This is a genomic window from Bordetella flabilis (genome assembly GCF_001676725.1).
In the GTDB taxonomy this organism is placed as follows: Bacteria; Pseudomonadota; Gammaproteobacteria; order Burkholderiales; family Burkholderiaceae_B; genus Bordetella_C; species Bordetella_C flabilis.
In genome coordinates, this window is sequence record NZ_CP016172.1 from 5,551,887 (window position 1) to 5,576,586 (window position 24,700).

At 63.7% G+C, this 24,700-nt stretch carries 23 protein-coding genes; 5 read left to right on the plus strand and 18 right to left on the minus strand.

Features of this window, described 5'->3' with window-relative positions:
- Positions 1 to 11 precede the first annotated feature (11 nt).
- The 6 genes from lipA to BAU07_RS24775 all read right to left on the minus strand — a co-directional run bounded on the left by lipA (position 12) and on the right by BAU07_RS24775 (position 5,499).
- Positions 12 to 1,061 carry a lipoyl synthase gene (gene lipA / locus BAU07_RS24750; protein WP_232338201.1) on the minus strand — a complete coding sequence of 350 codons (1,050 nt, stop codon included), beginning with the start codon at positions 1,059 to 1,061 and terminating at the stop codon, positions 12 to 14.
- A 211-nt stretch (positions 1,062 to 1,272) separates the two neighbouring features.
- The gene (locus BAU07_RS24755; protein WP_066663782.1) at positions 1,273 to 2,001 is read right to left on the minus strand and encodes a tetratricopeptide repeat protein; all 729 of its coding nucleotides are present in this window, start codon (positions 1,999 to 2,001) and stop codon (positions 1,273 to 1,275) included.
- A 239-nt stretch (positions 2,002 to 2,240) separates the two neighbouring features.
- Positions 2,241 to 2,861 (minus strand): lipoyl(octanoyl) transferase LipB, encoded by a 621-nt coding sequence (gene lipB, locus BAU07_RS24760; RefSeq protein ID WP_066663783.1) that lies wholly within the window; start codon positions 2,859 to 2,861, stop codon positions 2,241 to 2,243.
- A 22-nt stretch (positions 2,862 to 2,883) separates the two neighbouring features.
- Positions 2,884 to 3,159: a YbeD family protein gene (locus BAU07_RS24765; RefSeq protein ID WP_066663784.1), complete on the minus strand. Its 276-nt coding sequence runs from the start codon at positions 3,157 to 3,159 to the stop codon at positions 2,884 to 2,886.
- Positions 3,160 to 3,164: 5 nt separating this feature from the next.
- Entirely contained in the window at positions 3,165 to 4,058 is an 894-nt protein-coding gene (locus tag BAU07_RS24770) for a D-amino acid aminotransferase (protein WP_066663785.1), read from the minus strand.
- Between the two features lie 112 nt (positions 4,059 to 4,170).
- The gene (locus BAU07_RS24775; protein ID WP_066663786.1) at positions 4,171 to 5,499 is read right to left on the minus strand and encodes a D-alanyl-D-alanine carboxypeptidase family protein; all 1,329 of its coding nucleotides are present in this window, start codon (positions 5,497 to 5,499) and stop codon (positions 4,171 to 4,173) included.
- A gap of 301 nt (positions 5,500 to 5,800) precedes the next feature.
- Here BAU07_RS24775 and BAU07_RS24780 point away from each other — a divergent pair, with 301 nt between their 5' ends.
- Positions 5,801 to 7,930, plus strand: a complete 2,130-nt coding sequence (locus BAU07_RS24780) for a putative bifunctional diguanylate cyclase/phosphodiesterase (protein ID WP_066663789.1) — start codon at positions 5,801 to 5,803, stop codon at positions 7,928 to 7,930.
- A gap of 117 nt (positions 7,931 to 8,047) precedes the next feature.
- Here BAU07_RS24780 and BAU07_RS24785 read toward each other — a convergent pair whose 3' ends face one another.
- Genes BAU07_RS24785 through BAU07_RS24810 form a run of 6 tightly spaced genes read right to left on the minus strand, consistent with a single transcriptional unit; the run spans position 8,048 to position 13,062 of the window.
- Positions 8,048 to 8,809 carry a GntR family transcriptional regulator gene (locus tag BAU07_RS24785; protein WP_066663792.1) on the minus strand — a complete coding sequence of 254 codons (762 nt, stop codon included), beginning with the start codon at positions 8,807 to 8,809 and terminating at the stop codon, positions 8,048 to 8,050.
- 15 nt (positions 8,810 to 8,824) lie between these two features.
- On the minus strand, positions 8,825 to 9,475 hold the full coding sequence (locus BAU07_RS24790; RefSeq protein WP_066663795.1) for an alpha/beta hydrolase: 651 nt from the start codon (positions 9,473 to 9,475) through the stop codon (positions 8,825 to 8,827).
- Positions 9,476 to 9,487: 12 nt separating this feature from the next.
- Complete coding sequence (locus tag BAU07_RS24795; protein ID WP_415830258.1) at positions 9,488 to 10,090, minus strand: ABC-type transport auxiliary lipoprotein family protein; 603 nt, start codon at positions 10,088 to 10,090, stop codon at positions 9,488 to 9,490.
- 53 nt (positions 10,091 to 10,143) lie between these two features.
- Entirely contained in the window at positions 10,144 to 11,097 is a 954-nt protein-coding gene (locus BAU07_RS24800) for an MlaD family protein (RefSeq protein WP_066663799.1), read from the minus strand.
- Positions 11,084 to 11,929, minus strand: coding sequence for an ABC transporter ATP-binding protein (locus BAU07_RS24805; RefSeq protein ID WP_066663801.1), 846 nt, complete (start codon positions 11,927 to 11,929; stop codon positions 11,084 to 11,086). The genes BAU07_RS24800 and BAU07_RS24805 overlap by 14 nt, the downstream gene beginning before the upstream one ends.
- The gene (locus BAU07_RS24810) at positions 11,926 to 13,062 is read right to left on the minus strand and encodes an MlaE family ABC transporter permease (protein WP_066663804.1); all 1,137 of its coding nucleotides are present in this window, start codon (positions 13,060 to 13,062) and stop codon (positions 11,926 to 11,928) included. The genes BAU07_RS24805 and BAU07_RS24810 overlap by 4 nt, the downstream gene beginning before the upstream one ends.
- A 247-nt stretch (positions 13,063 to 13,309) precedes the next feature.
- Between BAU07_RS24810 and BAU07_RS24815 the strand changes: the two genes are divergently transcribed.
- The 4 genes from BAU07_RS24815 to BAU07_RS24825 all read left to right on the plus strand — a co-directional run bounded on the left by BAU07_RS24815 (position 13,310) and on the right by BAU07_RS24825 (position 16,392).
- Positions 13,310 to 14,137: a biotin--[acetyl-CoA-carboxylase] ligase gene (locus BAU07_RS24815; protein WP_232338202.1), complete on the plus strand. Its 828-nt coding sequence runs from the start codon at positions 13,310 to 13,312 to the stop codon at positions 14,135 to 14,137.
- Positions 14,134 to 15,048: a type III pantothenate kinase gene (locus BAU07_RS24820; RefSeq protein ID WP_066663808.1), complete on the plus strand. Its 915-nt coding sequence runs from the start codon at positions 14,134 to 14,136 to the stop codon at positions 15,046 to 15,048. The genes BAU07_RS24815 and BAU07_RS24820 overlap by 4 nt, the downstream gene beginning before the upstream one ends.
- Positions 15,048 to 15,200, plus strand: coding sequence for a hypothetical protein (locus tag BAU07_RS27425; protein WP_198168845.1), 153 nt, complete (start codon positions 15,048 to 15,050; stop codon positions 15,198 to 15,200). Before BAU07_RS24820 ends, BAU07_RS27425 begins: the two co-directional genes overlap by 1 nt.
- 538 nt (positions 15,201 to 15,738) lie before the next feature.
- On the plus strand, positions 15,739 to 16,392 hold the full coding sequence (locus tag BAU07_RS24825) for a class I SAM-dependent methyltransferase (RefSeq protein ID WP_066663810.1): 654 nt from the start codon (positions 15,739 to 15,741) through the stop codon (positions 16,390 to 16,392).
- 147 nt (positions 16,393 to 16,539) lie between these two features.
- Here the strand turns inward: BAU07_RS24825 and BAU07_RS24830 are convergent, their stop codons facing one another.
- The 6 genes from BAU07_RS24830 to BAU07_RS24855 form a co-directional block, all read right to left on the minus strand.
- Positions 16,540 to 17,862 carry a 3-deoxy-D-manno-octulosonic acid transferase gene (locus tag BAU07_RS24830; RefSeq protein ID WP_066663813.1) on the minus strand — a complete coding sequence of 441 codons (1,323 nt, stop codon included), beginning with the start codon at positions 17,860 to 17,862 and terminating at the stop codon, positions 16,540 to 16,542.
- A gap of 30 nt (positions 17,863 to 17,892) precedes the next feature.
- On the minus strand, positions 17,893 to 18,825 hold the full coding sequence (gene waaC / locus BAU07_RS24835; protein ID WP_066663815.1) for a lipopolysaccharide heptosyltransferase I: 933 nt from the start codon (positions 18,823 to 18,825) through the stop codon (positions 17,893 to 17,895).
- 230 nt (positions 18,826 to 19,055) lie between these two features.
- On the minus strand, positions 19,056 to 19,997 hold the full coding sequence (locus BAU07_RS24840) for an NAD-dependent epimerase/dehydratase family protein (protein WP_066663817.1): 942 nt from the start codon (positions 19,995 to 19,997) through the stop codon (positions 19,056 to 19,058).
- Between the two features lie 9 nt (positions 19,998 to 20,006).
- On the minus strand, positions 20,007 to 21,128 hold the full coding sequence (locus BAU07_RS24845; RefSeq protein WP_198168846.1) for a glycosyltransferase family 4 protein: 1,122 nt from the start codon (positions 21,126 to 21,128) through the stop codon (positions 20,007 to 20,009).
- Positions 21,129 to 21,208: 80 nt separating this feature from the next.
- Entirely contained in the window at positions 21,209 to 22,201 is a 993-nt protein-coding gene (locus BAU07_RS24850) for a glycosyltransferase family 2 protein (protein ID WP_084025977.1), read from the minus strand.
- On the minus strand, positions 22,194 to 24,683 hold the full coding sequence (locus tag BAU07_RS24855; protein WP_066663824.1) for a glycosyltransferase: 2,490 nt from the start codon (positions 24,681 to 24,683) through the stop codon (positions 22,194 to 22,196). The genes BAU07_RS24850 and BAU07_RS24855 overlap by 8 nt, the downstream gene beginning before the upstream one ends.
- Positions 24,684 to 24,700: the final 17 nt, after the last annotated feature.

A 24,700-nucleotide genomic window follows, 5' to 3' on the forward strand; every position in this document is an offset into this window, starting at 1 on the left:
AGGTGGTTCGCTCAGTTCACGCCGGCTGCGTGCGCCTGTTCATCGGCATGATAGGAAGAGCGCACCATCGCACCGACCGCCGCATGCGTGAAGCCCATCTCATAGGCTTCGCGTTCGAACATCGCGAAGGTATCGGGATGGACGTAGCGCAGTACCGGCAGGTGGTGTTCCGAGGGCTGCAGGTACTGGCCGATGGTCAGCATATCGACGTCGTGCGCGCGCATGTCGCGCATCACCTGCAGGATTTCCTCGTCGGTCTCGCCTAGTCCCAACATCAGGCCGGATTTGGTCGGCACGTCGGGGTGCAGGCGCTTGAATTCCTGCAGCAGCCTCAGCGAGTGGGCATAGTCGGAACCCGGGCGGGCCTGCTTGTACAGGCGCGGCACGGTTTCCAGGTTGTGGTTCATGACATCCGGCGGCCCGGCGTTCAGGATTTCCAGCGCGCGATCCAGCCGTCCCCGGAAGTCCGGGACCAGCACTTCGATGCGGGTCGAAGGCGACAGCTCGCGCACCTGGCGGATACAGTCCACGAAATGCGCGGCCCCGCCGTCGCGAAGGTCATCGCGATCGACCGACGTGATCACCACATAGGAAAGCTTCAGCGCGGCGATGGTGCGCGCGAGGTTGCGCGGCTCGTCGGGATCCAGGGGATCGGGGCGGCCATGGCCGACATCGCAGAACGGACAGCGGCGCGTGCACTTGTCGCCCATGATCATGAAGGTGGCGGTGCCCTTGCCGAAGCACTCGCCGATGTTCGGGCACGAGGCTTCCTCGCACACCGTGTGCAGGTTGTGCTCGCGCAGGATCCGCTTGATGTCGTGGAAGCGCGACCCGGGCGTGGCGGCACGCACACGTATCCATTCCGGCTTCTTCAGGCGTTCGGCCTGGACCACCTTGATCGGGATGCGCGCCGTCTTGGCCTGGGATTTCTGCTTCGCCGTGGGGTCATACGGCTTGGCCGGCGCCTGGACGTCACTTCCGTGGACGGGCGGCAGGGCGGGAGCAAGGGAAGCGTCGGCCCCGGCGGGCACGGCGGAAGAATGATCGGCAGGCGTGGACATGAGTCGGCTACGCGCGGCGCGCCAGGGCGCCGCCTTGGGGAAAAACCCTATGATACTCCGCACGGCTCGGCAGTCCCTGGGCTCAAGGAAGCCCCCTGGGAGTGGCGGGACGCCCACGACGCGGTGATGGCGGATGCGGGATGCGCGTGGGCGATGCGGAGTGCGGGCGGCACGACGTGGCCACCGGCCTACGCCGGTGCGCACCCGAGCGTCAGGGTGCGTACAGCGCAGCCAGCTCCGGCGCGGGCCCGGACCGCAGCATCGCGGCCGCCTCGGCCAGGAAGGCCGGCGTGGCGGTTTCCGGCACGCGCCGCAGCCATGGGATCGCCGCCTCATGCTGGCCGGCGGCCAGCAGCATGCGGCCATAGTGGAACATGCCGCGGAAATCACCGCCTTCCGCGCTGCGGCGATAGCAGTCCATGGCACCGTCCAGGTCCTGCGGGACGACATCCCCGGCTTCCAGGAAACGGCCCACCACCCCGATCGACTTGGCATGGCCCATGTCCGCGGCGCGTCGGTACCAGGCGAGCGCGGCGGCCCGGTCCTGGGCGACGCCGCCCCGGCCGTCACGCAGCATATGGGCATGGTTGTACATGCCCCAGTCCAGGCCGCGCTCGGCCGCCAGCCGGAACCAATAGGCCGCCACGACCTCGTCGCGCCCGATGCCCCAGCCGTTCTCGTAGCAGCGGCCGACCATGTTGATGGACATCAGGTGGTCCGCTTGCGCGGCGCGCTTGAACCACGCGAACCCCGCAGCCGGATCGCGCGGCACGCCGACACCGTCCAGCAGCATCTGGCCCAGGATGGCCTGCGCTTCCGCAAGGCCCTGCTCGGCGGCGGCCTGGATCCACGGCGCGTAGCCTTCCGGGGGGCCCGCCATGAGGGCGGCCAGTTGCGCCGGCGTCGTCGCGGCGATGTCGATGCGGGTCTGGACGGACATGGTGGCGGATGCGATAAGCCGGGAGGACGGCCCCGCCGGCAGTGACAATGCTTCGCATTATCACTCCAAACCAACCTGAGCACGGCGCTGGATGTGCGCGCCGGCGTATGCAGCCGTGGCAGCGGACAGCAACGGCAAGGAGACACGGCGCTATGGACGTTCTGCAGCAGGATTTCCAAGCGCGCTACGAGCGGACATGGCAACCTGCCGCCCCGATATGCGGGATGCCCCGCGGGACTTCAGCCGTGCCGCGCCATGCGGGCAATACGCGCAGCCAGCTGCTCGCCCGCTTCTTCCAGGCCCACGCGTGCGCCGCAGCCGGACATATCCACGGTCTGCAGGTTCTCATAGCCGCAAGGGTTGATGCCGGAGAACGGCGACAGGTCCATGTCGACATTCAGCGCGACGCCATGATATGCGCAGCCGGAACGGATCTTGATGCCCAGCGCGGCGATCTTCGCCAGTTGCCCGTCGCGAGCCGCCACGTACACGCCCGGCGCGCCCGGCTTGCGGCAACCGGCGATGCCGTAGCCGGCCAGCGTATCGATGACCGCGTCTTCCAGGAAAGCAACATACTCCTTCACGTACATCCCGGCGCGCCGCAGGTCGACCAGCGCATAGGCGACCACCTGGCCGGGGCCGTGATACGTCACCTGGCCGCCCCGGTCGGTGCGCACCACGGGAATATCGCGCGCATTCAATACATGCTCGGGCCGCCCCGCCTGCCCGAGGGTGTAGACGGGGCCGTGCTCGCACAGCCAGATCTGGTCCGGCGTGGCGGGCGTGCGTGCGTCGGTGTAGGCCTGCATGGCTTGCCACACCGAGGCGTAGTCGGCTGGCCGGTCCAGCCACTTGATCATGATGCGTTACGGCCTGTTCACGCTAGAGCACGACCGAGACCATCGGGTGCCCATGAAGCGCGCGATACAGCGCGTCCAATTGCTCACGCGACGTGGCGCGCACGACGAAGGTCAACCCGATGTAGTTGCCGCCCTTGCTGGGTCGCATCTCGACCGTGGCGGGGTCGAAGTCCGGATCGAACTGCAACACCACTTCGGTCAGCGTCTGGGCGAATTGCGGGTGCTGCCGCCCCATCACCTTGATGGGGAAGTCACTGGGATACTCGATCAGGGATTGCTCGGGCGGGATCGTGTTCATGATTGCTACATGGAGGTGCCGGGCGTTTTCCCAAGTAGCGCGGCGATACGGGCATCATAACCCTGCCGCAAGGCCGAATAAACGGGACCGGGCCTGCCCGCGCCCACCGGCTTGCCATCCAGCATACGCACCGGCAGCACCTCGCGCGTGGCCGACGACACCATCAGCTCATCCGCGGCTTCGACCTCGGCGCGCGAGACGGGGCGCATCTCGAACGGGATGCCGGCTTCCTCCGCCAGTTCCGCCATCAGGCCATAGCGGATGCCTTCCAGCACCAGATGATTCTTCGGGGGCGCCAGCAGCTTGCCGCCGGCCGCCACCCAGATATTGCAGGTCGCGCCTTCGGTCAGCATGCCATCGCGGAACTGCACCACCTCGTCCACGCCGGCGTCGGCGGCGCGCTGCTTGGCCAGCACATTGCCCAGCAGGGACACGGACTTGATATCGCAATGCAGCCAGCGTTCATCGGGGATGGAGATCAACGCCACGCCGGTCTCGCGCTGCCCGGCGGTGGGCCGCACGAAAGGCGAGGTCATGCCAAAAACCGTCGGCGCGCCGGGATCCGCGGGAAATCCGTGGTCGCGCTTGGCCACGCCGCGCGTGACCTGCAGGTAGACCACGCAGGAGGGAGTGAGCGAACGGTCGATCAGCCCCTGCACGAGCTCCAGCCAGCCGGCGCGGTCGAACGGCGCGGCGATGCGGATGGCAGCCATGCTGCGCTCCAGCCGGGAGAGGTGTTCGTCCATGCGAAACGGCCGGCCCTCGTAGACCGGCACCACCTCGTAGATGCCATCGCCGAAGACGAAACCACGGTCCAGGACCGAGATCTTCGCGTCCTGCAGACGCAGGAATTCGCCGTTCAGATACGCCAGGCTATCGCCGGGCACGCCAGGAATCATGTGCACTCCTCATGCATGTAAATAAGGGCGGACATTGGTCCGCCCTGCTGTGTAGGTGGGTGGCGACGACCGTTCCACGCAAGGGCCGCCGTCGCCTGCCATCGCACTACCGCTATTGCATCCAGCGTTTCACGATGTCGACCATGCGGCCGAAGAAGCCGGCGCGTTCGACGGGCTCCTTGACGACCAGGGGTTCGACGCGCAGCGTCTTGCCGTCCAGCGTGAGCCGCAGGGTGCCGACGCGCTGGCCTTTTTCCAGCGGAGCGACCAGCGGATCGGTGCGCTCGGCCACCGGCTTGACATCGCCCGCCTTGCCGCGCGGCACGGAGATCCATACCGGCGCGGGCGGACCCAGCTTGGCCGTTTCGGTCTTGCCTTCCCAGACGCGCGCGTCCAGGCCGGGCTGCGCCGTGTCGAACAGCTTCACGGTGTCGAAGTTCTGGAAGCTCCAGTTCAGCAGCTTGAGGCTTTCCTCGGCACGCGTGGATTCGCTGTCGGTGCCGACCAGCACGGTCAGCACGCGGCGGTCACCCCGCAAGGCCGTCGCCACCAGGCAGTAGCCGGCCGAGTCGGTATGGCCCGTCTTCATGCCGTCCACGGAGGGATCGGCCCACAGCAGGCGGTTGCGGTTGGGCTGCGTGATCTTGTTGTAGCTGAAACTGCGCTGCTTGTAGTAGTGGAAGTAGTTCGGGTGATCCGTAATGAGGTGCGTCGCGATGGTCGCGAGATCACGCACCGTCGTGGTGTGCTGCGGATCGGGCAGCCCCGTCGCGTTCATGAAGTGCGACCCCGTCATGCCCAGGCGCGCGGCCTCCTCGTTCATGAGGGCCGCGAAAGAGGTTTCGCTGCCGCCCACGGCTTCGGCCAGGGCGACGGACGCGTCATTGCCCGACTGCACGATCACGCCCTGCAGGAGCTCGTCCACGGTGACCGGCTTGCGCGGCTCGATGAACATGCGCGAGCCGCCGGTGCGCCACGCATGCTCCGACACCGTCACCTGCTGGTCCAAGGTCAGGCGCTTTTCGTCCAGCGCGTCGAAGACGACGTAGGCCGTCATGATCTTGGTCAGCGAAGCCGGTTCGACCTTCTGGTCCGGGTTGGACGCGGCCAGTACCTGGCCGCTGTTCACGTCCACCGAGATCCACGCGCGCGCGGCGATGGTGGGCGCCGGAATGGACGACACGGCCACCACCGGGGAAATCCCGTTGGCGTCGGTCGTCGAGATTTGCGATGTCGAGGCGCCGGAGGCGGTCGCCGCGGGCGCATTGGCCGGCGTGGTCGCCGGCGCGGCGGCGCCCGGTTTGGCCGGCGCCGCGGGTTTTGCCGCGGTCTGCGCCCACGCCGCCGGTGCTCCCACGGTAAGCGTTGCGATCAACGTACCGGCCAACACGCGGCGGCCAACACCAAGGGAGATAAAGCGGGGCAAACGCAAATTCGTCATCGGCAAATCGGGAAGGGAATCGGGAAGGAACGCGAAGCCGTCAATTATAGGCAGCCGAGTTGCAAGCTCCGCCCGAAAACGGGCACGTGGTCCCCCCAGTATGCAACGTAATGCAACTTTTCGCACGAGACGCTACCAACAACGACGGACTCCCATGGTCCGGCGATCAAAGTGTCGCGCGGGCGAGACAGCGCAGTCCGCTTCATTTGTATGAGTGGAAATACATTATTGTTACTATCCGAAGCACCAGCCACGAGCCGGCCCGCCCCCGGGCCATGCAGCCCACCCTGCAGTCGACCCAATGAGCGGCACTTACCACCTCGGGACCGTCCTGCTGTCCCTACTCGTCGCAGTCCTGGCTTCCTACACCGCGCTGCACCTCGTCAGTCGGGTCACGCTGGCATCCTCGCACACGGCGCGGCGGATATGGCTGATCGGCGGCGCCTGTGTCATGGGCGCCGGCGTGTGGGCCATGCACTTCGTCGGCATGCTGGCGTTCTCCATTACCGCCCATGCCGAATACAGCTACGGCCTTACCCTGCTTACGCTGGTGCTGGCCATCGTCGCGTCCTATGCGGCCTTGCTGGCCGCGACGCGCCGGCGGCGCGGTACACGCACCGTACTGCTCAGCAGCGCCGTGATGGCGGCCGCGCTATGCGGCATGCACTACCTCGGGATGGCCAGCGCGGACTTTGCGTCCACGCTCAGCTACCGGACGGACATGCTGCTCGTTTCCGTGTTCATCTCCTACGTGGCCTCAGCCGCAGCCCTGTGGGTGGCGCGCCGGCTGCGCGCCCAGGCTTCGCACAGCGCGCTGCCCTTGGCCCGCAAGCGCCTGGTCGGCGCCCTGCTGATGTCGCTGGCCATCGTGGGCACCCACTATGCCGGCATGGCGGCGGCGAGCTTCGACGGCATGGCCCCGCACACGCACGTCGGCGGCGTGCACAGCGGCTGGCTGGCCGTCGCCATCGCGGCGGCCACCCTGGGGCTGCTCTGCGCCGCGCTGGGGCTCTCCGCGCTGGAGAGCCGCTTCGACGCCTCGCGGCGTTCGCTCAACGGCTCGCTGCGCAAGGTGAATTCGGCCCTGGCCCGGCTGGCGAACACCGACGTGCTGACGGAACTGCCGAACCGGGCGGCGCTGCTGCGCGACGTCGAGATGGCGATCACTCGCGCCCGTCATACCGGCAACGAGCTTGCAGTGCTGTTCATGGACCTGGACGGCTTCAAGCACGTCAACGATTCGCTCGGGCACAGCATTGGCGACGGCATGCTGCAAGCGTTCGCAATGCGGCTGCGCGGCTGCGTGCGCGGCGAGGACACCGTGGCGCGCCTGGGCGGCGACGAATTCGTGGTGCTGGTCGAGGGGACGCACAGCCGCGAAGGCGCCGTGCGCGTCGCCAGGGCCATCAACGACGCCATGCAGGGCGATCTGATATTCCACGATACGACGCTGCGGTTGACGGCGAGCATCGGCATCGCGATGTTTCCCCACGACGGCAACGACGTCGAGACCCTGGTGAAGCACGCGGACATCGCGATGTACGGTGCAAAGGAACGCGGCCGCAACGGCTATCACTTCTACGAGCCGCACATGGGGGAATGCTACAAGCGGGCCCTGATGATCCAGCAAGGGCTGAACGAAGCGTTGCTGCAGGAGCAGCTGAGCCTGGACTTCCAGGCGGAATTTTCCAACGGTGGACGCCGGCTGACGGGCGCGGAAGCGCTGCTGCGCTGGAATCATCCCAGGCTGGGCGCGGTCACACCGGCAGAATTCATTCCCGTGGCCGAACGCTCCGGCCAGATCATCGATATCGGGTTCTGGGTCACGCGCACCGTATGCCGGCACATGAAACGCTGGGAAGCGCGCGGTTTTCCGGCATTGAAGGTGTCCATCAACCTGTCGCCGCAGCAACTGGCGCATCCCGGCGTGGTCGAACAGATGATGGTGATCGCGCGCGAAGAAGGCGTGACGCCAGCCCGGCTCATGTTCGAGATCACCGAATCGGTCGCCATGCGCGACGCGGAGCTCAGCTCGCGCGTGATCCGCAGCTTCCGCCAGCAAGGCTTTGGCGTGGCCATCGACGACTTCGGCACCGGCTACTCCAGCCTGGCGTACCTGCAACAGTTCCGCGTACAGCAATTGAAGATCGACAGGTTCTTCACGCATGGCCTGGACACGCACGGCGATGAAGGCCGCGCCATCGTGGCCGCCATCGTCGCCATGGCGCATACGCTCAATATGGAAGTGGTGGCCGAAGGCGTCGAAACCGCGACGCAACGGGATACGCTCATCGCGCTCGCCTGTGACCAGATGCAGGGCTACCTGCTCAAGCGTCCGATGCCGGTCAGCGCGTTCGAAGAGTTCCTGGCGGGACTACGCACACCGCCCGCACCGGACACCGACATCGTCGGCATACCCGCCCTGCCCTGAGATCCAGTGATGCACGCCCGGCGTTATCAGGCGAGGAATAGCGGATGCCCGCACGTATGCCATGTACGGCCGCGATCTCGAAATCCTGGACGGCCGCGCACCCCGGCCCGGCTACGCTCACCGGCCCGACTTGAACTGCACGGCATAGGTATAGCGATCCGCGCGGTAATAGGAATGGAACAGGGCGCGCAATGCCGCTTTTTCATCCGCGTCCTGTTCCCCGAGCCGATACGTGCGCACGATCTTCAGCACCGGCGCCCCGACCGGGATATCGAGCAGGCGGGCCAGCCGCGTATCGGCGACCATGGCTTCGATGTACTGCCTTTCCTCCGTACAGGGCAGGCCCAGCCGCACCTCGATGGCCTCCACCAGCCGGATCCCCGCCAGATCAAAGCGCAGGATGTTTTCGGCGATGGCACTCGGCAGATAGCAGTGATGCAGGGCCAGCGGGCGGTCGTCCAGGTGGTACAGGCGTTCGATCAAATGGATATCGCAGGCCTCGCCAAGATCGTCCAACACTTCGTGCGGCGGCCGGGCAGGGCCGGCGCTCAGTATTTCCGCGTAGGACCTGATGCTGGTGCAGGTATCCTCCACCATGTCGGTCATCCGCGGTGGCGCGGGCGGGTGCGGCCGATTGACGAAGAAGGTGCCCTTGGCGCGATAACGGCGGATCACACCGGCTTCTTCCAGGCCGCGCAAGGCTTCGCGCACGGTCTCGCGCGACACGCCGAACTCCTCGCACAGCGCCTGCTCGGTCGGCAGCTTGTCGCCGATCTCGCATTGGCCGTACAGGCGCCGCTCGAGCATGTGCCGGACCTGCAGGTACTTCGGGAAGGGATTGAAAAACGCGGGAGACGTGGGGACCATATCGTCCTTCATCGTCTGCCCCGGGCGTCAGGCCAAGGCCCGCGCCAGCCTGGCGAGCACCAGCTGCTTCAGCAACAGCAGCTTGCCATGGAAGAAATGCGACGCGCCCGGAATGACCACGACCGGTACGGCGGGCTCGCGTGCCCAGTCCAGCAGCTCCTGCAAGGGCACCACCTCGTCCTGCTCGCCATGCACGATCAGGGTATCGTCGGGCAGCGTCAGCTCGCGGAACTTGAAACGCCACACCGCCGCGCCGGCCAGTATCAGCGCCGCGGGCCGTGGCATATCGCCTTCAGCCAGCGTGGCTTCCAGCTGCGCCGCGACGGCGGTACCGAAAGAGAACCCGGCCAGCACCCACGGCGAACCGGCCAGCTCCGGCTGGCGCTGCAGCCACTGCCCGACCAGTTCCTTCATGTCGGCCGTTTCGCCGACCGCCTTGTCGAAGCTGCCTTCGGAGGCGCGCACGCCGCGGAAGTCCGGGCGCAAGGCCACCAGCCCCTCCTGCACGCAGGCGCGTGCCATGGTCGTGACGACCTTGTTGTCGCGCGTGCCCTCGTGCAGCGGGTGCGGGTGCAGGATCAAGGCCCAGCCACGCGGCGTGTCGGCGGGCCAGTCCACCGCACAGTCGATCCGGCCGGCAAGGCCATTGAACTCGATGGTTTCGGTACGGGCGGACATGGACAGGACTCGTCAGGGCGAAGAGCGCAATGTTAAACCGGCCGCGCGCCCGGCGGCCGCCGCCGGCACGTGCCGCGCCAGCCATGTGGCCAGGTCGTTCGCCGCCGCGTCGGTCGCGTCGCGCAGCGCCAGCACGCCGCCCTGGGCGTCCTGCGTCGGCGCCGGCGCGCTGCGCGCCAGCCGTACCGAATCCACCACGTGGCGATTCCGTACCAGCACCGCCTGCATGGCCACCTGCCCGGTGCTGCTGCGGCCGTCCGGGGCATACACCTGCTCGAAGCGCGTCAGCGAGACCTGCAGCACGGGCGCGCTGGGGTCCACGCCGTCCAGGACCACCGGGCCGCCGGCGGCCAGCCGGTCGACCACGCGCTGCTGCACCAGTTGCAGCGGCGGGGCCGCCCAACGATAGCTGGCGTAGGAGTTGGGGCTGGCGCTGTCCCCCACGCGCCAGATGACGCCCGTGTCCATCAGCATCTGCGCCGCCGAAAAGCTGACCGACACCGGTTCGCGCGCCGGCGCCGCGGCCGCCGTCATCGCGGGCGCCGGCCCCAGGTCGAACAGCTGCGTCTGCGCCGTGCCGCGGTTGATGCCGCATCCCGCCAGGCCGACCACCATGGGCAGAAGCGCCAGCGCAAGCCGCGCGCGGGCATATCCGTCCGGACGTTTGTTCATCGTGCTCTCCCGAATCCTTCGAAGCCGGCCTCGCCGGGTCCCGGCCGCGGCGGCGGCGCGCCAAACAGGATGGATTGCGGCGTGTCCCCGACACGGCGTACCGTCGACGACACGCCGCGCGCGGTGGCATTGACCTGGTTGGCCATGCTGGTGATGGCCGGCAGGGTTTCATTGGACAGGCGCGCGGCCGCATAAGAAATATCCCTGAGGCTGCGCGTGGCGACCGCCAGCGGCCCGTCCGGCGCGTCCAGGCGCGCCACCGCGATGCGGGCCTGCTGCGCCAATGCGCCGATATCGCGCGCCGCGCCCTGGGCCTGCCGCGACGTATCGTTCAGGCTATCGACCAGCGGGCCGATCTTCGCGGCCACCGGCCGCAGCTGCGCCGTTACGTCCTTCAGGGATGCCGACACTTCGGCCGCGTTGTGCAGCGCGGCGCCCAACGCCTGCATATTGCCGTCGTCCAGCAGCTTGGCCAACTGCGCCGAAATCTGCTCCAGGTTGCCCAGGATGGCGCCGCCGCCCTGCGAGAAGCGCTCGAACAGCCCCGGCCGCAAGGGGATGACCGGCAGGGTGTCGCCCTGGCGGGCAAGCCGCACCCGCGACTTGCCGTCGTCGCGCAGATCGATATTGGCCAGGCCCGTCACGCCCTGCACGCCCAGTTCGGCCCAGGTCGATTGCGTGATCGGCGTGGTGGGCGCCACGCCGATGCGGATGCGCACCAGCCCAGGCACCTGCGGGTCGAAGCTGAGCGCCTGCACCTTGCCCACCGGCACCCCCTGGTAACGCACCGTCGATTGCGCCGACAAGCCGCTGACCGCCGTGGTGGACACGATCTCATAAGGCGTCAGGGTGGCGCGATCACGGTTGATAACGACCGCGATCAGGATAACGGCCGCCAGCAGCAGCAGCGTGAACGCGCCCGCCAGCAAGGCGTGGCTACGGCTTTCCATAAGTCAGCTCCTCTGGCGCCAGTTGGCCCAGCGCGCGCCGTCCGCGCTCGCCCAGGAAGAAGGTGTGGATGAAGGGATGGTCGACCTTGAGGATCTCCGGCACCGTATCGCAAGCGATCACGCGCTTATCGGCCAGCACCGCCACGCGCGAAGACAGCGCCAGCAGCGTATCCAGGTCGTGCGTCACCATGACGACCGTGAAATGCAACTGCCGGTGCAGGTTGCGCACCAGGTCCACGAACTCGTCGGAACGCTGCGGATCGAGGCCCGCGGTGGGCTCATCCAGGAACAACAGCTCCGGATCCAGCGACAGCGCCCGGGCCAGCGCCACCCGCTTGACCATTCCACCCGACAGGTCCGCGGGCCGCTTGTGCGCGTCGTCCGCGCTCATGCCCACCATGTCCAGGCGGCACATCACGACATCCTGCACCAGCGTTTCCGGAATGGTGCGCAACTCGCGCAATGGCAAGGCGACATTGTCGAACACCGACAGCGCCGAGAACAGCGCGCCGGCCTGGAAGAGCACGCCCCAGCGCCGCGCCAGTTGGCGGCATTCGGACGACGACATTTCCGTCAGGGGCATGCCTAGTACCTGCACGAAGCCGGCCGCCGGCGTTTCCAGGCCCATGATCTGGCGCAGCAGCGTCGTCTTGCCCGACCCCGATCCGCCCACCAGGGACAGGATTTCCCCGGGATAAACGGTCAGGTTCAGGTCTTCGTGCACGACATGATCGCCAAACGCGGTCTTCAGGCCCGACACGGAAATGATCGGCGCCACCGTCAAGGCGTTGCCGGCGAACAGGTGCTGCTGGGCGCTGACGTCGTCCTTCATAGGGCCACTCCACTCAGCAGCACGGCGTACAGCGCATCCACCAGGATCACCCCCGTAATCGATGTCACCACGGACGTCGTCGTGCGCCGTCCCAGGCTTTCGGTATTCGGCTCGATGGTCAGGCCGAAGTGGCAGGCGATCAGGGCGATCACCACGCCGAAGGTCGCGCCCTTGGCCAGGCCGATGCCGTAGTTGGCCAGGCTGATCGCATTCGGCAAGGAATCGAGGAACCAGCCCAGCGGCACACCCAGTTGCGCGCGCGCCGCCAGCATGCCGCCGATCAGGGCCATCGCGTCGGTCCACACCACCAGCAAAGGCATGGCCACCGCCAGCGCGATCACGCGCGGCATGATCAGGCGCTCGCTGTGGGAGATCCCCATCACCAGCATCGCATCCAGCTCCTGCGTCACGCGCATGACGCCGATCTGCGCCGTGAAAGCGGACCCGGAACGTCCCGCGACCAGGATCGCCGCCAGCACCGGGCCCAGCTCGCGCACCACGGAAACGCCCAGCAGCCGTACGATGAACCGGTCGGCGCCGTAGGCCTGCAACTGCTGCGACGACAGATAGGACAGCACCACGCCGATCAGGAACCCCACCAGCGCGGTGATCCCCAGGGCCTGCGCGCCGGCCCGGTAGATCTGCGCGGAAATCTCCCTCCAGGGGCCGCGCCCGGGCCGCCGCAGCAGATTCCCCAGGTCCAGCACCAGTTGGCCCAGCATGATCATCAGCGCCAGGCCATGCCGGGCGGCATCCAGGATGGCGTTGCCCACCGCCACCACCGGGCCCCAGCGCTCGGGCGGCGGAGGCGGCGGCGCCACCGTCTCGTGCGGATGGGCGGCCAGGGCGTCGAATACCTCCTGCAATCCGGCCGTCAGCCGCACGCGCGGGGGCAGCGCGTCCCCCCAGGCATGCCAGATCAGATTGGCGCCCACCGTATCCAGCCGCACGATGCCGGTCAGGTCCCATCGCATGTCCGCCGCCCCCTGCGCCAGCGCGGCGCAACGGGCCTGCACTTCGCCGGGGCGCGCCAGCGCATGCACGCTCCAGTCGCCGCCTACATAGCAAACGCCGCCGGCCAGCCGAAAGGGCGGCGCGGCGGCGGGTGGCGGTTTCGGGATGGTATGAACCATAGGCGATAAGACGGGACCGGTCTGGCGCCGGCCCTCCAGGCGCGAACAGGGTAATGATACGCGGCTTGGGCCGGAAGACGGGGCATTGGAGCCCGGCGCCGGTCCTGCGGCCCCCGCGCGTGGGTTCGAGGAGGCTGACCTACAATCCGTACATCCGCCTTCCGTCCCGCGCTGACCCGCCGGTGGGGCATTCCGCGATCGTTGTCCCCTCATGCCAGACTTGCCCCAGCTCCCCGCCCCGGATTCCATGGCCACCGCGCTGCGCGAACGGCTGGCCGGCGCCTTTCCCTACCCTTTCGGCCAGGTCGACTGGGTGGAGCAGACCGGCTCAACCAATGCCGACTTGCTGGCGCGGGCGCGCGCGCGAAGCAATGGCGCCGATAGCGCCAAGGCCGGCGCCAAACCGTGGCTGCTGGGCGCCCACCTCCAGCAGACCGGCCGCGGCCGCGCCGGCCGCGCCTGGCAGAACCGCCCGGGCGCCGCATTGATGTTCTCCTGCGCCTTCGACACGCCGCTCGCCGCCGCCAGCCTGCCCGTCCTGTCGCCGCTGGCCGGCCTGGCCGCGTGCGAGGCGCTGCGCGCGGTCGCGGGCCTCGGCGGCGATGGGCTGCGCGTCAAATGGCCCAACGACGTCCAATGGGGCGATGCCAAGCTTGCGGGCATCCTGGTCGAAACCACGCGCAACCTCGCAGCCCGGCCCGCCAGCCATACCGTGGTGATCGGCATGGGCATGAACCTGTGCGACGCCGACAGGTTGTCGTCGGAGCTCGGCCGCGACATCGCCGACTGGACCGCCACGCGCTGCCTGGCGCCGATGAGCGACATCGTCCACGCCGTAGCGCTGGCCTGGCAGGCCGCACTCGACGAGGTGGCGCGGAACGGGTTCGAAGCTTTCGTCGAACGCTTCCGTCGGCTCGACGCCTTGGCCGGACGCCACATCCGGGTCCTGGATCGCGGGGCCGTCCTGCACCACGGCATCGCCGCGGGAGCGGACGCGCATGGCCGCCTGCTCATACGCACCGACGCCGGCGATATCCCCGTCTCCGTCGGCGAAATCTCGGTGCGCGCGACATGAGCATCCTGCTGATCGATTCGGGCAACACGCGGCTGAAGCTGGGATTGCTGGAAGATGCGGGGGCGGAAACCGGCTTCGCGTTGGACGGGCCGGCGTTATGCGCAGCATCGCCCCGCATGACGGCGCATGCCATCGCCAGCGACGACATCCAGGCATTGCGCGACTGGCTCGCCGCCCTGCCCACCCCGCCCCGGGCGGCGCTTGGGGCCAATGTCGCCGGCCCCGCGCGCGGCTCGGCCATCGAGGACGTGCTGGCGACCTACGGGTGCGCCGTGCGCTGGGTCGTGGCGCAGGCCCACGCCTATGGATTGACGTCGCGGTATACGCGTCCCGAGCAGCTCGGCGCGGACCGCTGGGTGTCGATGGTGGGGGTACTGGCGCAGGTAAAGGGCGGGCTCGCGAAAGCAGGCGCAGGCAACAGTGGCGGATCCGGCTTGCAGCCCGCCGCCCAAGCGCCTGGCGCATCGGCCTTTCTCCTGGCCTGCTTCGGCACCGCCACCACGCTGGATACCGTCAGCGGCGAGGGAGTCTTCGAAGGCGGGCTGATCCTGCCAGGGCCCGCGCTGATGCGGCAATCGCTGGCGTCCGGCACCGCCAACCTGCCGCTGGCGCATGGCACGCCGCAGGATTTCCCGACGGATACGCACCAGGCGATTTCATCGGGCGTTGCTGCGGCGCAGGCGGGCGCGGTCGTGCGGCAATGGCTGGCGGGTGCACGGCGGTTTGGGGAGGCACCGCGGGTCTATGCTGCCGGGGGGGCGTGGGATGAGGTTGCTCTGGAGACGGAGCGTTTGCTGGCCGACGCGGCCGCCGTTTCGGGCCGCTTGCCGCCGGCGATCACCGTGATCGAAAATCCTGTATTGAATGGGCTGGCGTATCTGGCTGCCAGCCTGGAACCGGACTCGCCATAATGCGGATTCTTTTTGTTCTGATCGTGCTCGCGAACGTTGTTGTCTATGGGATCGGCCAGGGATGGCTGGGACCGACGCCGGAGGATGAAGGGCGTGATCCCATGCGGGTGCAGCAGCAGTTGAATGCGGATAAGGTGGTGGTGGGGAGGTAAGACCGGCCGAGGGCCGAACTGAATGAAACAGCATAAGTTTGCCTGCGCTTGCGGACATGTAGAGCAGAGTCTAGAGTCTGGATTCCGGCTCAGATGAAGAGATCGCCTACGGCCCGGTCACTAGGCAGTCCCGTTAGTCCGGTATCGCCTCCTAGAAAGGGTCGGTAATAGCCCGAGCTCCTGCGGAGATTAGTGAAGGATCGAGGCTTGCATATTAATAAGCACCGCCGCATCGCCAAACTGGCGCTTTGTCGGTCGGTATGCCGGAGATCGGCATCATGTCGGAGCCACATCAGCGGGAAGAATGGATAGGCGCTGGCTTGCATACTGTACAGCAGTCCTTGTGTATTTCGGCGCAGCATAGACGCTCACATCGCCCGCCCTGCACGGCGGGAGGTAATACAACTACACCGTGGCCGCACTGAGAGGCGTCACTGCTCGGCGCGGTCCAACCCCATGCTTTCTTTGCAAATAGAACGATAGGGGGCATACTGTCCGTGCAGTCGTCTCTTTATCCGTTACAGGAGAGTGTACGCATATGGGATCGATAAATACCGTCCGCAAGACATTGAATGAAATGGGAAACCATTCCCATACCACGCAGAAGTTTCAAGACGATCTTTTGGACTACATTAGCGCGTATGCGACCCAGGGAGATTGCCTCATCGAGGTAGGCTGCTTTCGGGGCGGCTTGACCGCTCAGTTTGCCTGGCTTGGCAAGCAATTAGGTCAGCATGTTCACGTCATCGATATCGACCCCGGGTATATGCAGATAGCGGGAGAGGCGATCGAGGCCACTAGCGACACATCGAACGTATCCTTCCACCTATGCGATTTTACTACTTTTGTTAATGGTGAAGGCCGTGATATTCGTCCATCCTTTGCGTTGATTGACGGCGACCATTATTACGATGGCGTGGTCGCCGACATCAAGGCTCTGCTGTCGATGAAGACACGTCCAGCGGGTGTTGCCTTCCATGATTTCTCGCTGCGGTATGCGGACCCGGATCTTTCGAAGATCCGGGTGGATCTCGCATTGACGGACACGCTAGGTAAGGATTTTCCCCATCGGAAGCTTGGTGAAATTAGCCGAGAAGGAGGGCCGCTCAGAACCAAGCCTCAGGACGACAATTCGCACTACCACGAAGTCGGATACTCAGAGGGGGTTCTTGTTGAGTTTCGCAAGCTATAGCCGCTGCTCCCATATCGGGATGTACAAGCGTGCCACGAGGCCAGCGTATGCAGGCACCGTGTGAGAACGACCATGACGGCGCCGCGCTGTCGGCCTTTCCCCGCTGGCTGGACCGGAGTCACCGGGCCAGTGCGTGCAGGCACTATGCTATAGCCTACATCTTGGGACTTCTGGCCTTTCTGTGCTATGCCTTAGCAATGGCCTCAAGGCTTGTAGAATCCGCGCGGTCGCTCCCGTATGGGCGGCAGTCCAGGCCAACGCTGCTTCTCGCATGGTCCCGAGCCGATGAGCGTCGCGCAGTAGGTCATAGCTCGTGTGCAGGGCCTGCGCCGCATCTTTCACCTGAATTGCGGCCCCCGCCGCTATGGCATCTTGCGTTGCCTGCACAAAATTGTGCATGTGAGGCCCCACGATCACGGGTGTGCCTGCGGCACAAGCTTCAATCAAATTCTGCCCCCCTAAAGGAGCGAATCCGCCGCCGATAATGGCGACGTCAGCAGCCGCATAGTAAAACGCCATCTCGCCCAGCGTATCGCCCAGCAGCACGGGCATTTCTGGCAACAGCATTTCCGCTCCGGCCGAGCGCCTCACGAAGGTGAGACCGTGCTGCTGCAAAATGGTCGCCACATTGCCGAAACGTTGCGGGTGTCGGGGTATTAGCATGTGCAACACGCGAGCAGGTACACTCTGGTCGGCGTTGAGGATGGCCGTAGCGAACATTTCCTCTTCACCATCCCGCGTGCTGGCAACGGCAATGGTGGGGCGCACCAAGGATTGCTTCCATTGACGCCCGGCGTCCATCTGGTTCGAAGGCAAGGCGATATCGAACTTTAGGTTTCCCATCACATGCGGTTCCAATGCGCCGAGCTGGCGCAAACGGTCGGCATCGGCCTCGGTTTGGGCGAGCACCAAGTGCAGAGCCCCATATGCCCCGTGTAGCGCCCGCCTCGCCCAACGGGAACGGCGGAACCCCTGGTCAGATAGCCGGGCGCTGACCAACGCCATGGGCACACCCGCACGATGCGCTTCATGTATGAGGTTGGGCCAGACTTCACGCTCAATCAAAATCCCGCAGCGGGGTACATAGTGCTTAAGGAAGCGGCGCACAGAACCGGGAAAATCATAGGGCAACCAAGTTTGACGCAATTGCCCGCTGGCCATCGCCGTGCCAAACAAACGCCCCCCTTCCGCGCGGCCCGTAGGAGTCGTATGGGTCAGTAAAACGGGTAGCCCCTCGTCGAGCAAGGCTTGAATCAGCGGCTGTGCGGCTCGCGTTTCCCCAAGGCTGACGGCATGAATCCATACTGGTCCGACCGTTCTCGACTTTGAAGCCACAGCTTGATATATCCCAAACCGGGACATTCGGAGGATCTGCCAGTCAACCACGTACCTGCCCGCGCGCACCCTCATCCAAAGCCAAATCACTGGGGCAAACAGCCGCAGAAGCGCGGTATACACGACTCTAGACATGGGCTTCTCGAACGAACGCGCGGCAAACCACTATGTAGCCAAGGCTTGTTGGATAGCGGCCAGCACAACGTCTCGCGAAGGCGGCGAACCCCGGTCGCCAAGACTGGCCGTAAAAGAATCCCCGACTAGGGGGGTACGGACCGGGGTCGACGCCCGATATATGCCTACGGTGGGACGACCGAGCGCGGCGGACAAGTGCGTCAGTCCGCTGTCCAGTCCCACCATCAAACGCGCTCCGGCCAATACCTGGGCAATCGAGGTAAGGCTCATGCGAGGAACCACTTCGGCACCATCCCTGCCCGCGATCAATTTGTCGGCCCGCTGCGTCTCTTCTTCGTTTCCGGCAAGTAGCCGGAGCTTGTACCCCGCATCGCGCAAATGCGAGAAAACAGCGCGCCAGTCGTCTTCGGGCCAAAGCTTATCGGGCCGGCTGGCGCTGGGCATGATCACGGCATAAGGGGAACCGAGCCCGTTCGCCACTCCCCTCTGCAGGGCTGCCTGCGCCTGGCGGGCAAAATGTTGTAGGCCAAAGTTCGGAGGTCCCATTGGCGTATACCCAAACGTCAACGCTGCCAATGCACGCTGGCGTACAACCGCCGGCTGCCAGAACTCGACTCTGTGGCGCACATCGTAGAAAAGCGACGACAAGGGTTCGCGCGCAGATCTCCAGTCCAGCCCATGGCGGATCCCTTTGGCCTGCCGCACCAACCACGCCGATTTCAGCAACGCCTGCATGTCCAAAACTACGTCGTAACGCTTGTTGCGCAGGCCCTCGCGCAGTGCCTGGCGCTCCGCTTTCACCGCTCCCGACCACCAAGCTTTGCGCCAACGCCGGTGCGCCACCGTTATGACGTTTTCCACAGCAGGATGCCAAGATGGAATTTCGGCAAAAGCCTCCTCCGCCACCCAATCAATATGAGCATCGGGCACATAGCGGGCGATATCCGACATAGCCGGCAGCATATGTACAAGATCCCCGAGGGATGAGGTACGAACGATAAGAATTTGCAAGTGACAGGAGTGTAAGAAAGTTAGGCTTCGCTATTCTAGAGCCTAAGTGGCGAGCTTTTAGAACTATGGCAGCCCACACGCACCATGCCACCACATCCCACACATGACATGTATGCCTGTGGTTTCGCTAGCCATGATTTTAGGCGAACGGCGAGGCAGGTCACCCTGAGTACGCTACAGGACTATGTATCTTGATCGCGCGATGACGCCATGATCCATCGGATCGTACGGCGCAAACCATCCTCTAGCGCCACTCTGGGCTTCCACCCTAACTCGGATTGCGCAAGAGCATTGGAGAGAATGCTCACCGGCACATCAAATTCGCGGCCAGGAGTATGGTTTACACGTAGGGGGCGGCCCAAAACAGTCTCGATGCTGCCCACGAGCTGCACCAAGCTGGTTCCGATTCCTGAACTTACATTGAAAACTAGCCTGTCCCCCTGATAAGCCAGGGCCGCCGCGAATGCATCGGCCACATCGGAGACGTGCAGATAGTCGCGCACCACCGATCCATCACCCCAAATTTCGATTGGGTCACCGGCCAGAGCACGGCGAATGAAAGCGGCTACAGCTCCCTGCGCAGTTTCAACACGCTGCCGCTCACCATACGGATTCGCGACTCGTAGAATCGTGGGGCGAATGCCATGCAGTCGAGAATATAAATAAAGGTATTTCTCGATGGTCAACTTGGTAATCCCGTACGATACCTCAGGCTCCGTGGGATGGCTTTCGGTTATGGGAATCTGCTGCGGAATACCGTAGACTGTGCCACCAGACGATATGAAAACTATGCGCCTGACGCCAGTTTCCAACATGACGTTCAGCATCTGTAGAGTGGCTACCACATTTGTGGTCACATCGTAAATCGGATCGTCGTTCGAGACCTTCGGCAGAGTTGTCGACACAAGGTGCACAACCGCGTCAGTGCCGTCGATCGCCTCGCGTAAATCGTGCGTGCTTTGCATATCGCCTCCGAGCCACTCCACACGCTCAACCCCCGTGAACTTACGGTAAGGCGCGACGCGGGGCCGCTCGAAAATGCGTAGGCTATGGCCGTCCACCAGTAGGCGGTCTGCAACAGTGGAGCCAATGAAGCCCCCTCCGCCGAAAATGACGTATTTCATCTCGAACCCCTATACGGCGCTGCGCCGGCCGGCACGCACCATCGCTTCGTGATACATGTCCATGGTTTTGGAATAAATCGCGTCCTCTGAGCAATTCTCTTCCACGTAGCGACGGGCGTTCGTGCCAAGCCGCCGCCACAACTCCGGCGAATCGAACAGATCCATGGTTCTGCTAGCCAGCGCGCCGGGATCGCCCGCCGGAAACACCAGACCGGTTTCACCGTGGGTTACCATTTCCGGGAGGCCACCTGAATCCGACACAACTACGGCTTTTCCACATGCCATTGCTTCCAACGCGATGATGGGGAAATTGTCATACATTGAAGGCACCCATACTATATCGTGTCGGTGGAAAAATTCTGGCAATTGCTCCAGCGGCACGTAATCCTCAAAGCGCACTCGTTGTGCGCAGCCCGCGCGTTGGAACGCATCCAGCATATATTCTTTCGCAGAGCTCCACCCGTCGATATTCGGTGTATCACGACCGACAAGCGTCAACTCAGCATCGCCGCACCGCTCCAGAAGCTTGGGAAAGGCCTCCACGATTGTTTGGATCCCCTTGCGCTGCTCGAGACGCCCCAGGAATAGAATTCGTGTCGGACGCCGCGCCTCCGTGGGGGGCTTCGGCGCGAACATTTGCAAATCGAGTGGATAACCAAAAATCCGCACCGGCAGATTTCTGAGGCCGAACAGCGCCTCGCAACGGTTGAGCAGGTCCCGGCAGGGCGCATACAGAACTTGCGAACGGCGTAGCTGAACCTTTTCCATCCCATAGATCGCATGAAACGCCATGTCACGCCGATAGTTATTCAGACCCATTGCCACGATCAAAGCATACGGCGTATGTAACCGCGTAACCAGCGGCACCTTTGAAAACAGCGACGAAAAGAGGCCCTCCGCCAAATGATCCGGCGCGTCTACGATATCGAAGGGCGTCTCGCGATGCAGGCGGCTGATGTGCCGGTACAGCATGAAATTAAATGACGGAATAAATATCGGTAACCGCTTGTAGGTTTCGAAGGGCCGGGGCACCTTAATTTTATAGACGGGCACACCGAGGTGGTCTGCAACGTGAGTGGTGCCCAAGCTCTGGCTGAACACCGTGACACGATGGCCGTGACGACGCAGCATTTGCGCCGTGTCCACAGAAAATGTCGCGATGCCACCAAATGCCGTATCCGGTGGATATTCCCGACTGATAAGGCATATGTTTAATGAGCCCATTTCGCAGTCACTGATTTTTTTGCATTCTTAATGAGATGCTTTAGATTGACCAACAACTGGCGCGGTCGATGGTACGTGGCCGCAATCATCCATGCCAGTCGGAACGTGCGAGGTAATGTGATACGTCCGTTATGTCCCACCGTCAGGCGGTCCCATTCACCAATGATACGGCGGAATGCGCGCGTACGTTCCGCTAGTGTCAATGACGCGGCGTCGGAGACGTAGCGTTGGACGTACAGAAACTCACGGAAGTAGGACAGGTTCAGCACAGAGTTGTGCGTATGCTTGCTCGGATGCTGCCGGTGGAAGTTCAAGGGTTCGCTCACGAACGCCACGTCCCAGTTCTGCAAAACCTGCAGGTAGGTCAACCAATCCCCACACATTCTGAGTTTCTCAAATGCGCCTCCAGACTGCAAATATGCTTCGCGCCGAAATAACACTCCACTCACATTCGTGATCGTGTTCTTCTGTGACAGATAGCGGTGAATTTCCTCCTGGCCGTTGGAGACGAAGTCTTGGTGCCAATGTTCCGGACCAATATCCCCCAGGTATGCGAGGTGAAAGTTTTGGTTGAGTATTCGACTCTCGGTGTCCACCGGCACGGTCATGCAATACGCCAAGCCAATCCGTCGCGATTGTTCAATCGCAGCGATCATTCGTTCTAAGAAATTAGGTGCACAGTAGTCGTCCGCCTCGGCAATCCAGATGAGCTCACCGCGGGCCATATTGACGCCGCGATTCCACTGCACGAAAGGATTGCCGGAGTTCCTGGCGTTTACTTCGATGCGATCGATGCGATTGCCGAACTCACGTCGCACGTATTCCACGCTGCCGTCAGGGGAGGCGTCATCTAGAAAAATTAGCTCGAAATCCTGATAGGTCTGAGCGAGGATAGTGCGCAATCGCTCACCTAGAAATCTTTCGTAATTGTAATTCGGTACGATTACGCTGACACGTGGCACCCGAACTTTATCATTCATGATGCACCGCCACTTTCTCCATATAAGCCTTGATCACTTCGATCGTCTGTACTCCCACGACACCTTTATCGTGCCGGATGTTGACCTTCTGTTTCGCCCGCTCTCCCAGCCTGGCCCGCAGCTCATCATCGTCGACCAGTGTGGAAACGGCTGCGGCCATGGCGTCCACGTCCATGTACTCGACCACATTGCCCGCATCTTTTTCCACTAGTTCGGGTGCGCCGCCCGCCCGATCGAAGCAGACAATCGGTGAACCTAGTGAGGCGGCGTCCAGCACGACCAGTGGAAATGGATCCTCTCGCGACGGAAGTACGAAGATATCTCCTTGCGCCAAGTACGGTATGTGATCTTGCACCGCCCCGGGGAAATGCAAGTGCTCACTGACACCAAGCTGCTCGGCATCGTAGCGCAAATTGGCATATTCGCTGCTCTTGAGCGGGCCGCCGATCCACACGAATTCGACGGGCCGCTTGCAAGCATGAAGCACCCGCTGAGCGACCTGTAGAAACAGGTCCGTGCCCTTACGCCAACAGATCGTGCCACATGCTACGACTACAACCGCATCATCGGGCAACTCGAGTGGTGGCACAGATTGCGCTGCCCGCGCCCGGTTACTCGCCGTATCAATAAAGGGATAGCCGATCTGGACTCGCTCCGGCAACACGTTACCGTGATCAACGAGATACCTGCGGACAACGTCAGAACCAGCCAAGAACAGGTCAGTAGCATCGACCACGCGCTGGAGATTCTCCAGTCCAAAATGCCGCTCGATTGAATAGGCTAGTTCGTGGACATGGCAAATTGTCGGCTTGCTTAACGTCTTAAGCTGCTGTTGCACCGCGCCATTGGTAATTGTATTGGCGTAGATCAGTCGAATGTCGCGTTGCTTCAAAGCAGCCAAAGTCGTCGGATCGACGAAATGGCGGGCTGGCAACACATACACGTCGCCGAGTTCGCGGAAATCGGCTTCTAGCTCGCCGCCAGCACACAGGACGATAGTGCAACGCACTCCCATCGCCTGCTTGACGATGCGGATCAGGTCCAAGAGGAAAATGGGTGCCCCAGTTCGGGATGCTTCATGAGAAATGAACAGAATTTCCGGCCCGGACGGGGCGACACTGGCGGCTGGCGTCTCACCTGCAGCAGTTGTCGAAGCACCGGATGCTTCCAAATCGGCATGGCGGCTGGCGGCCGCTCTCACTTCCGAGAGCCCCCCCCTTGACCACGACCGCAACACGATCCTTGCTAACGGAGCGATACCACCGGCCCGGCGGATCGCGCCTGGGAGCAAGGCTAGGGCTTGGCGCGCGCGATGGCGCTGTCGAGTCAACCAGCGCAACCAACCGAGCATTCGCCACGTCGTCGAAGTTTGGAGGGCATTCAGTGCCCCTTCCAACTGCTCGACTTGTCGCTTGGCTTCGTCATGCACCTTCAGTAGTTCGGCGACGTTGCGGTTCCAGTCCCAAATCTGGCGCTCTAGATCATGGATCTCCACTTCACGGCGGTTGACGAGCTCGGTCATGCCGGTGATGCGTACTTCGCGCTGCTTCGCCTGCTGGTGCAGCGCAGTGATTTGCGCCTGACCCTGCTTTACTTGCTCACGGAGGCTCGCGATTTCTTCCTCACACCGTTGACCGCGTGGCTGCAGGACCGAAATCTGCGCCTCCAGATCCTGGCGCATCTTATCCAGGGCCACGGCCGTGTAGTGGTGCTTCATCAACTCATGCGTTAGATAATCAGCAGCGAACTGCTCCCCGTGCATCTGCTCGTAGAATGTCAGCTCGACTTGAGGCAGCGGCGCGTCAGAAGCGAACGCCACGTCATATACCGGTGCATTAAGCTCGTGCGAATGCTCGACGCACTTCCGCTTTAGATAATTGGAGAAACCATGGGTGATGGAGCGTTCACCTACAATCAGTGACCCGTAAACGACGCGCTGCCCTAGCATCTCAACATGGCGGAAACTCGTGGCGAGAAGCGCGTGAAACTCCTCTTTGTACAACTCCTTAACATGGAAGGGATTTTCGTACTTCGGTATGTCCGTGTAGTTGAGTTTGTTGGGGCTGGAGATAATCAGCAGGCCGCCGGGTACCAGGACGCGCCTAATCTCGGCCATCATTTCCTGGTGCTGATCGTGGTGCTCGATGGTCTCGAAACTCACAACCACATCTACACTGGCGCTGTCCACAGGGATCGCCGCCGCGTCTCCCTGACAAAATAGCAGGTTTGTCTTGACGTAGCGCGTCCGCGCGTGATCGACCGCCTCCTGAGAAATATCGACGCCGACTACGCTACCCGCGACATCGGCCATTACGCTGCTGCCATACCCTTCGCCGCTCGCGATGTCTAGCACCCGCTTGCCAACTACAAACTTGCTCGCCAAGATGTAGCGATGAAAATGTTCGAGCTCGAGTTGACCGGGCACCTCAGGCAGGTACCTCTCCCCGGTGAACTGCAACTCTTGCGCCTTGTTCTCTGTCATTGAACCTTTCCGAGCAT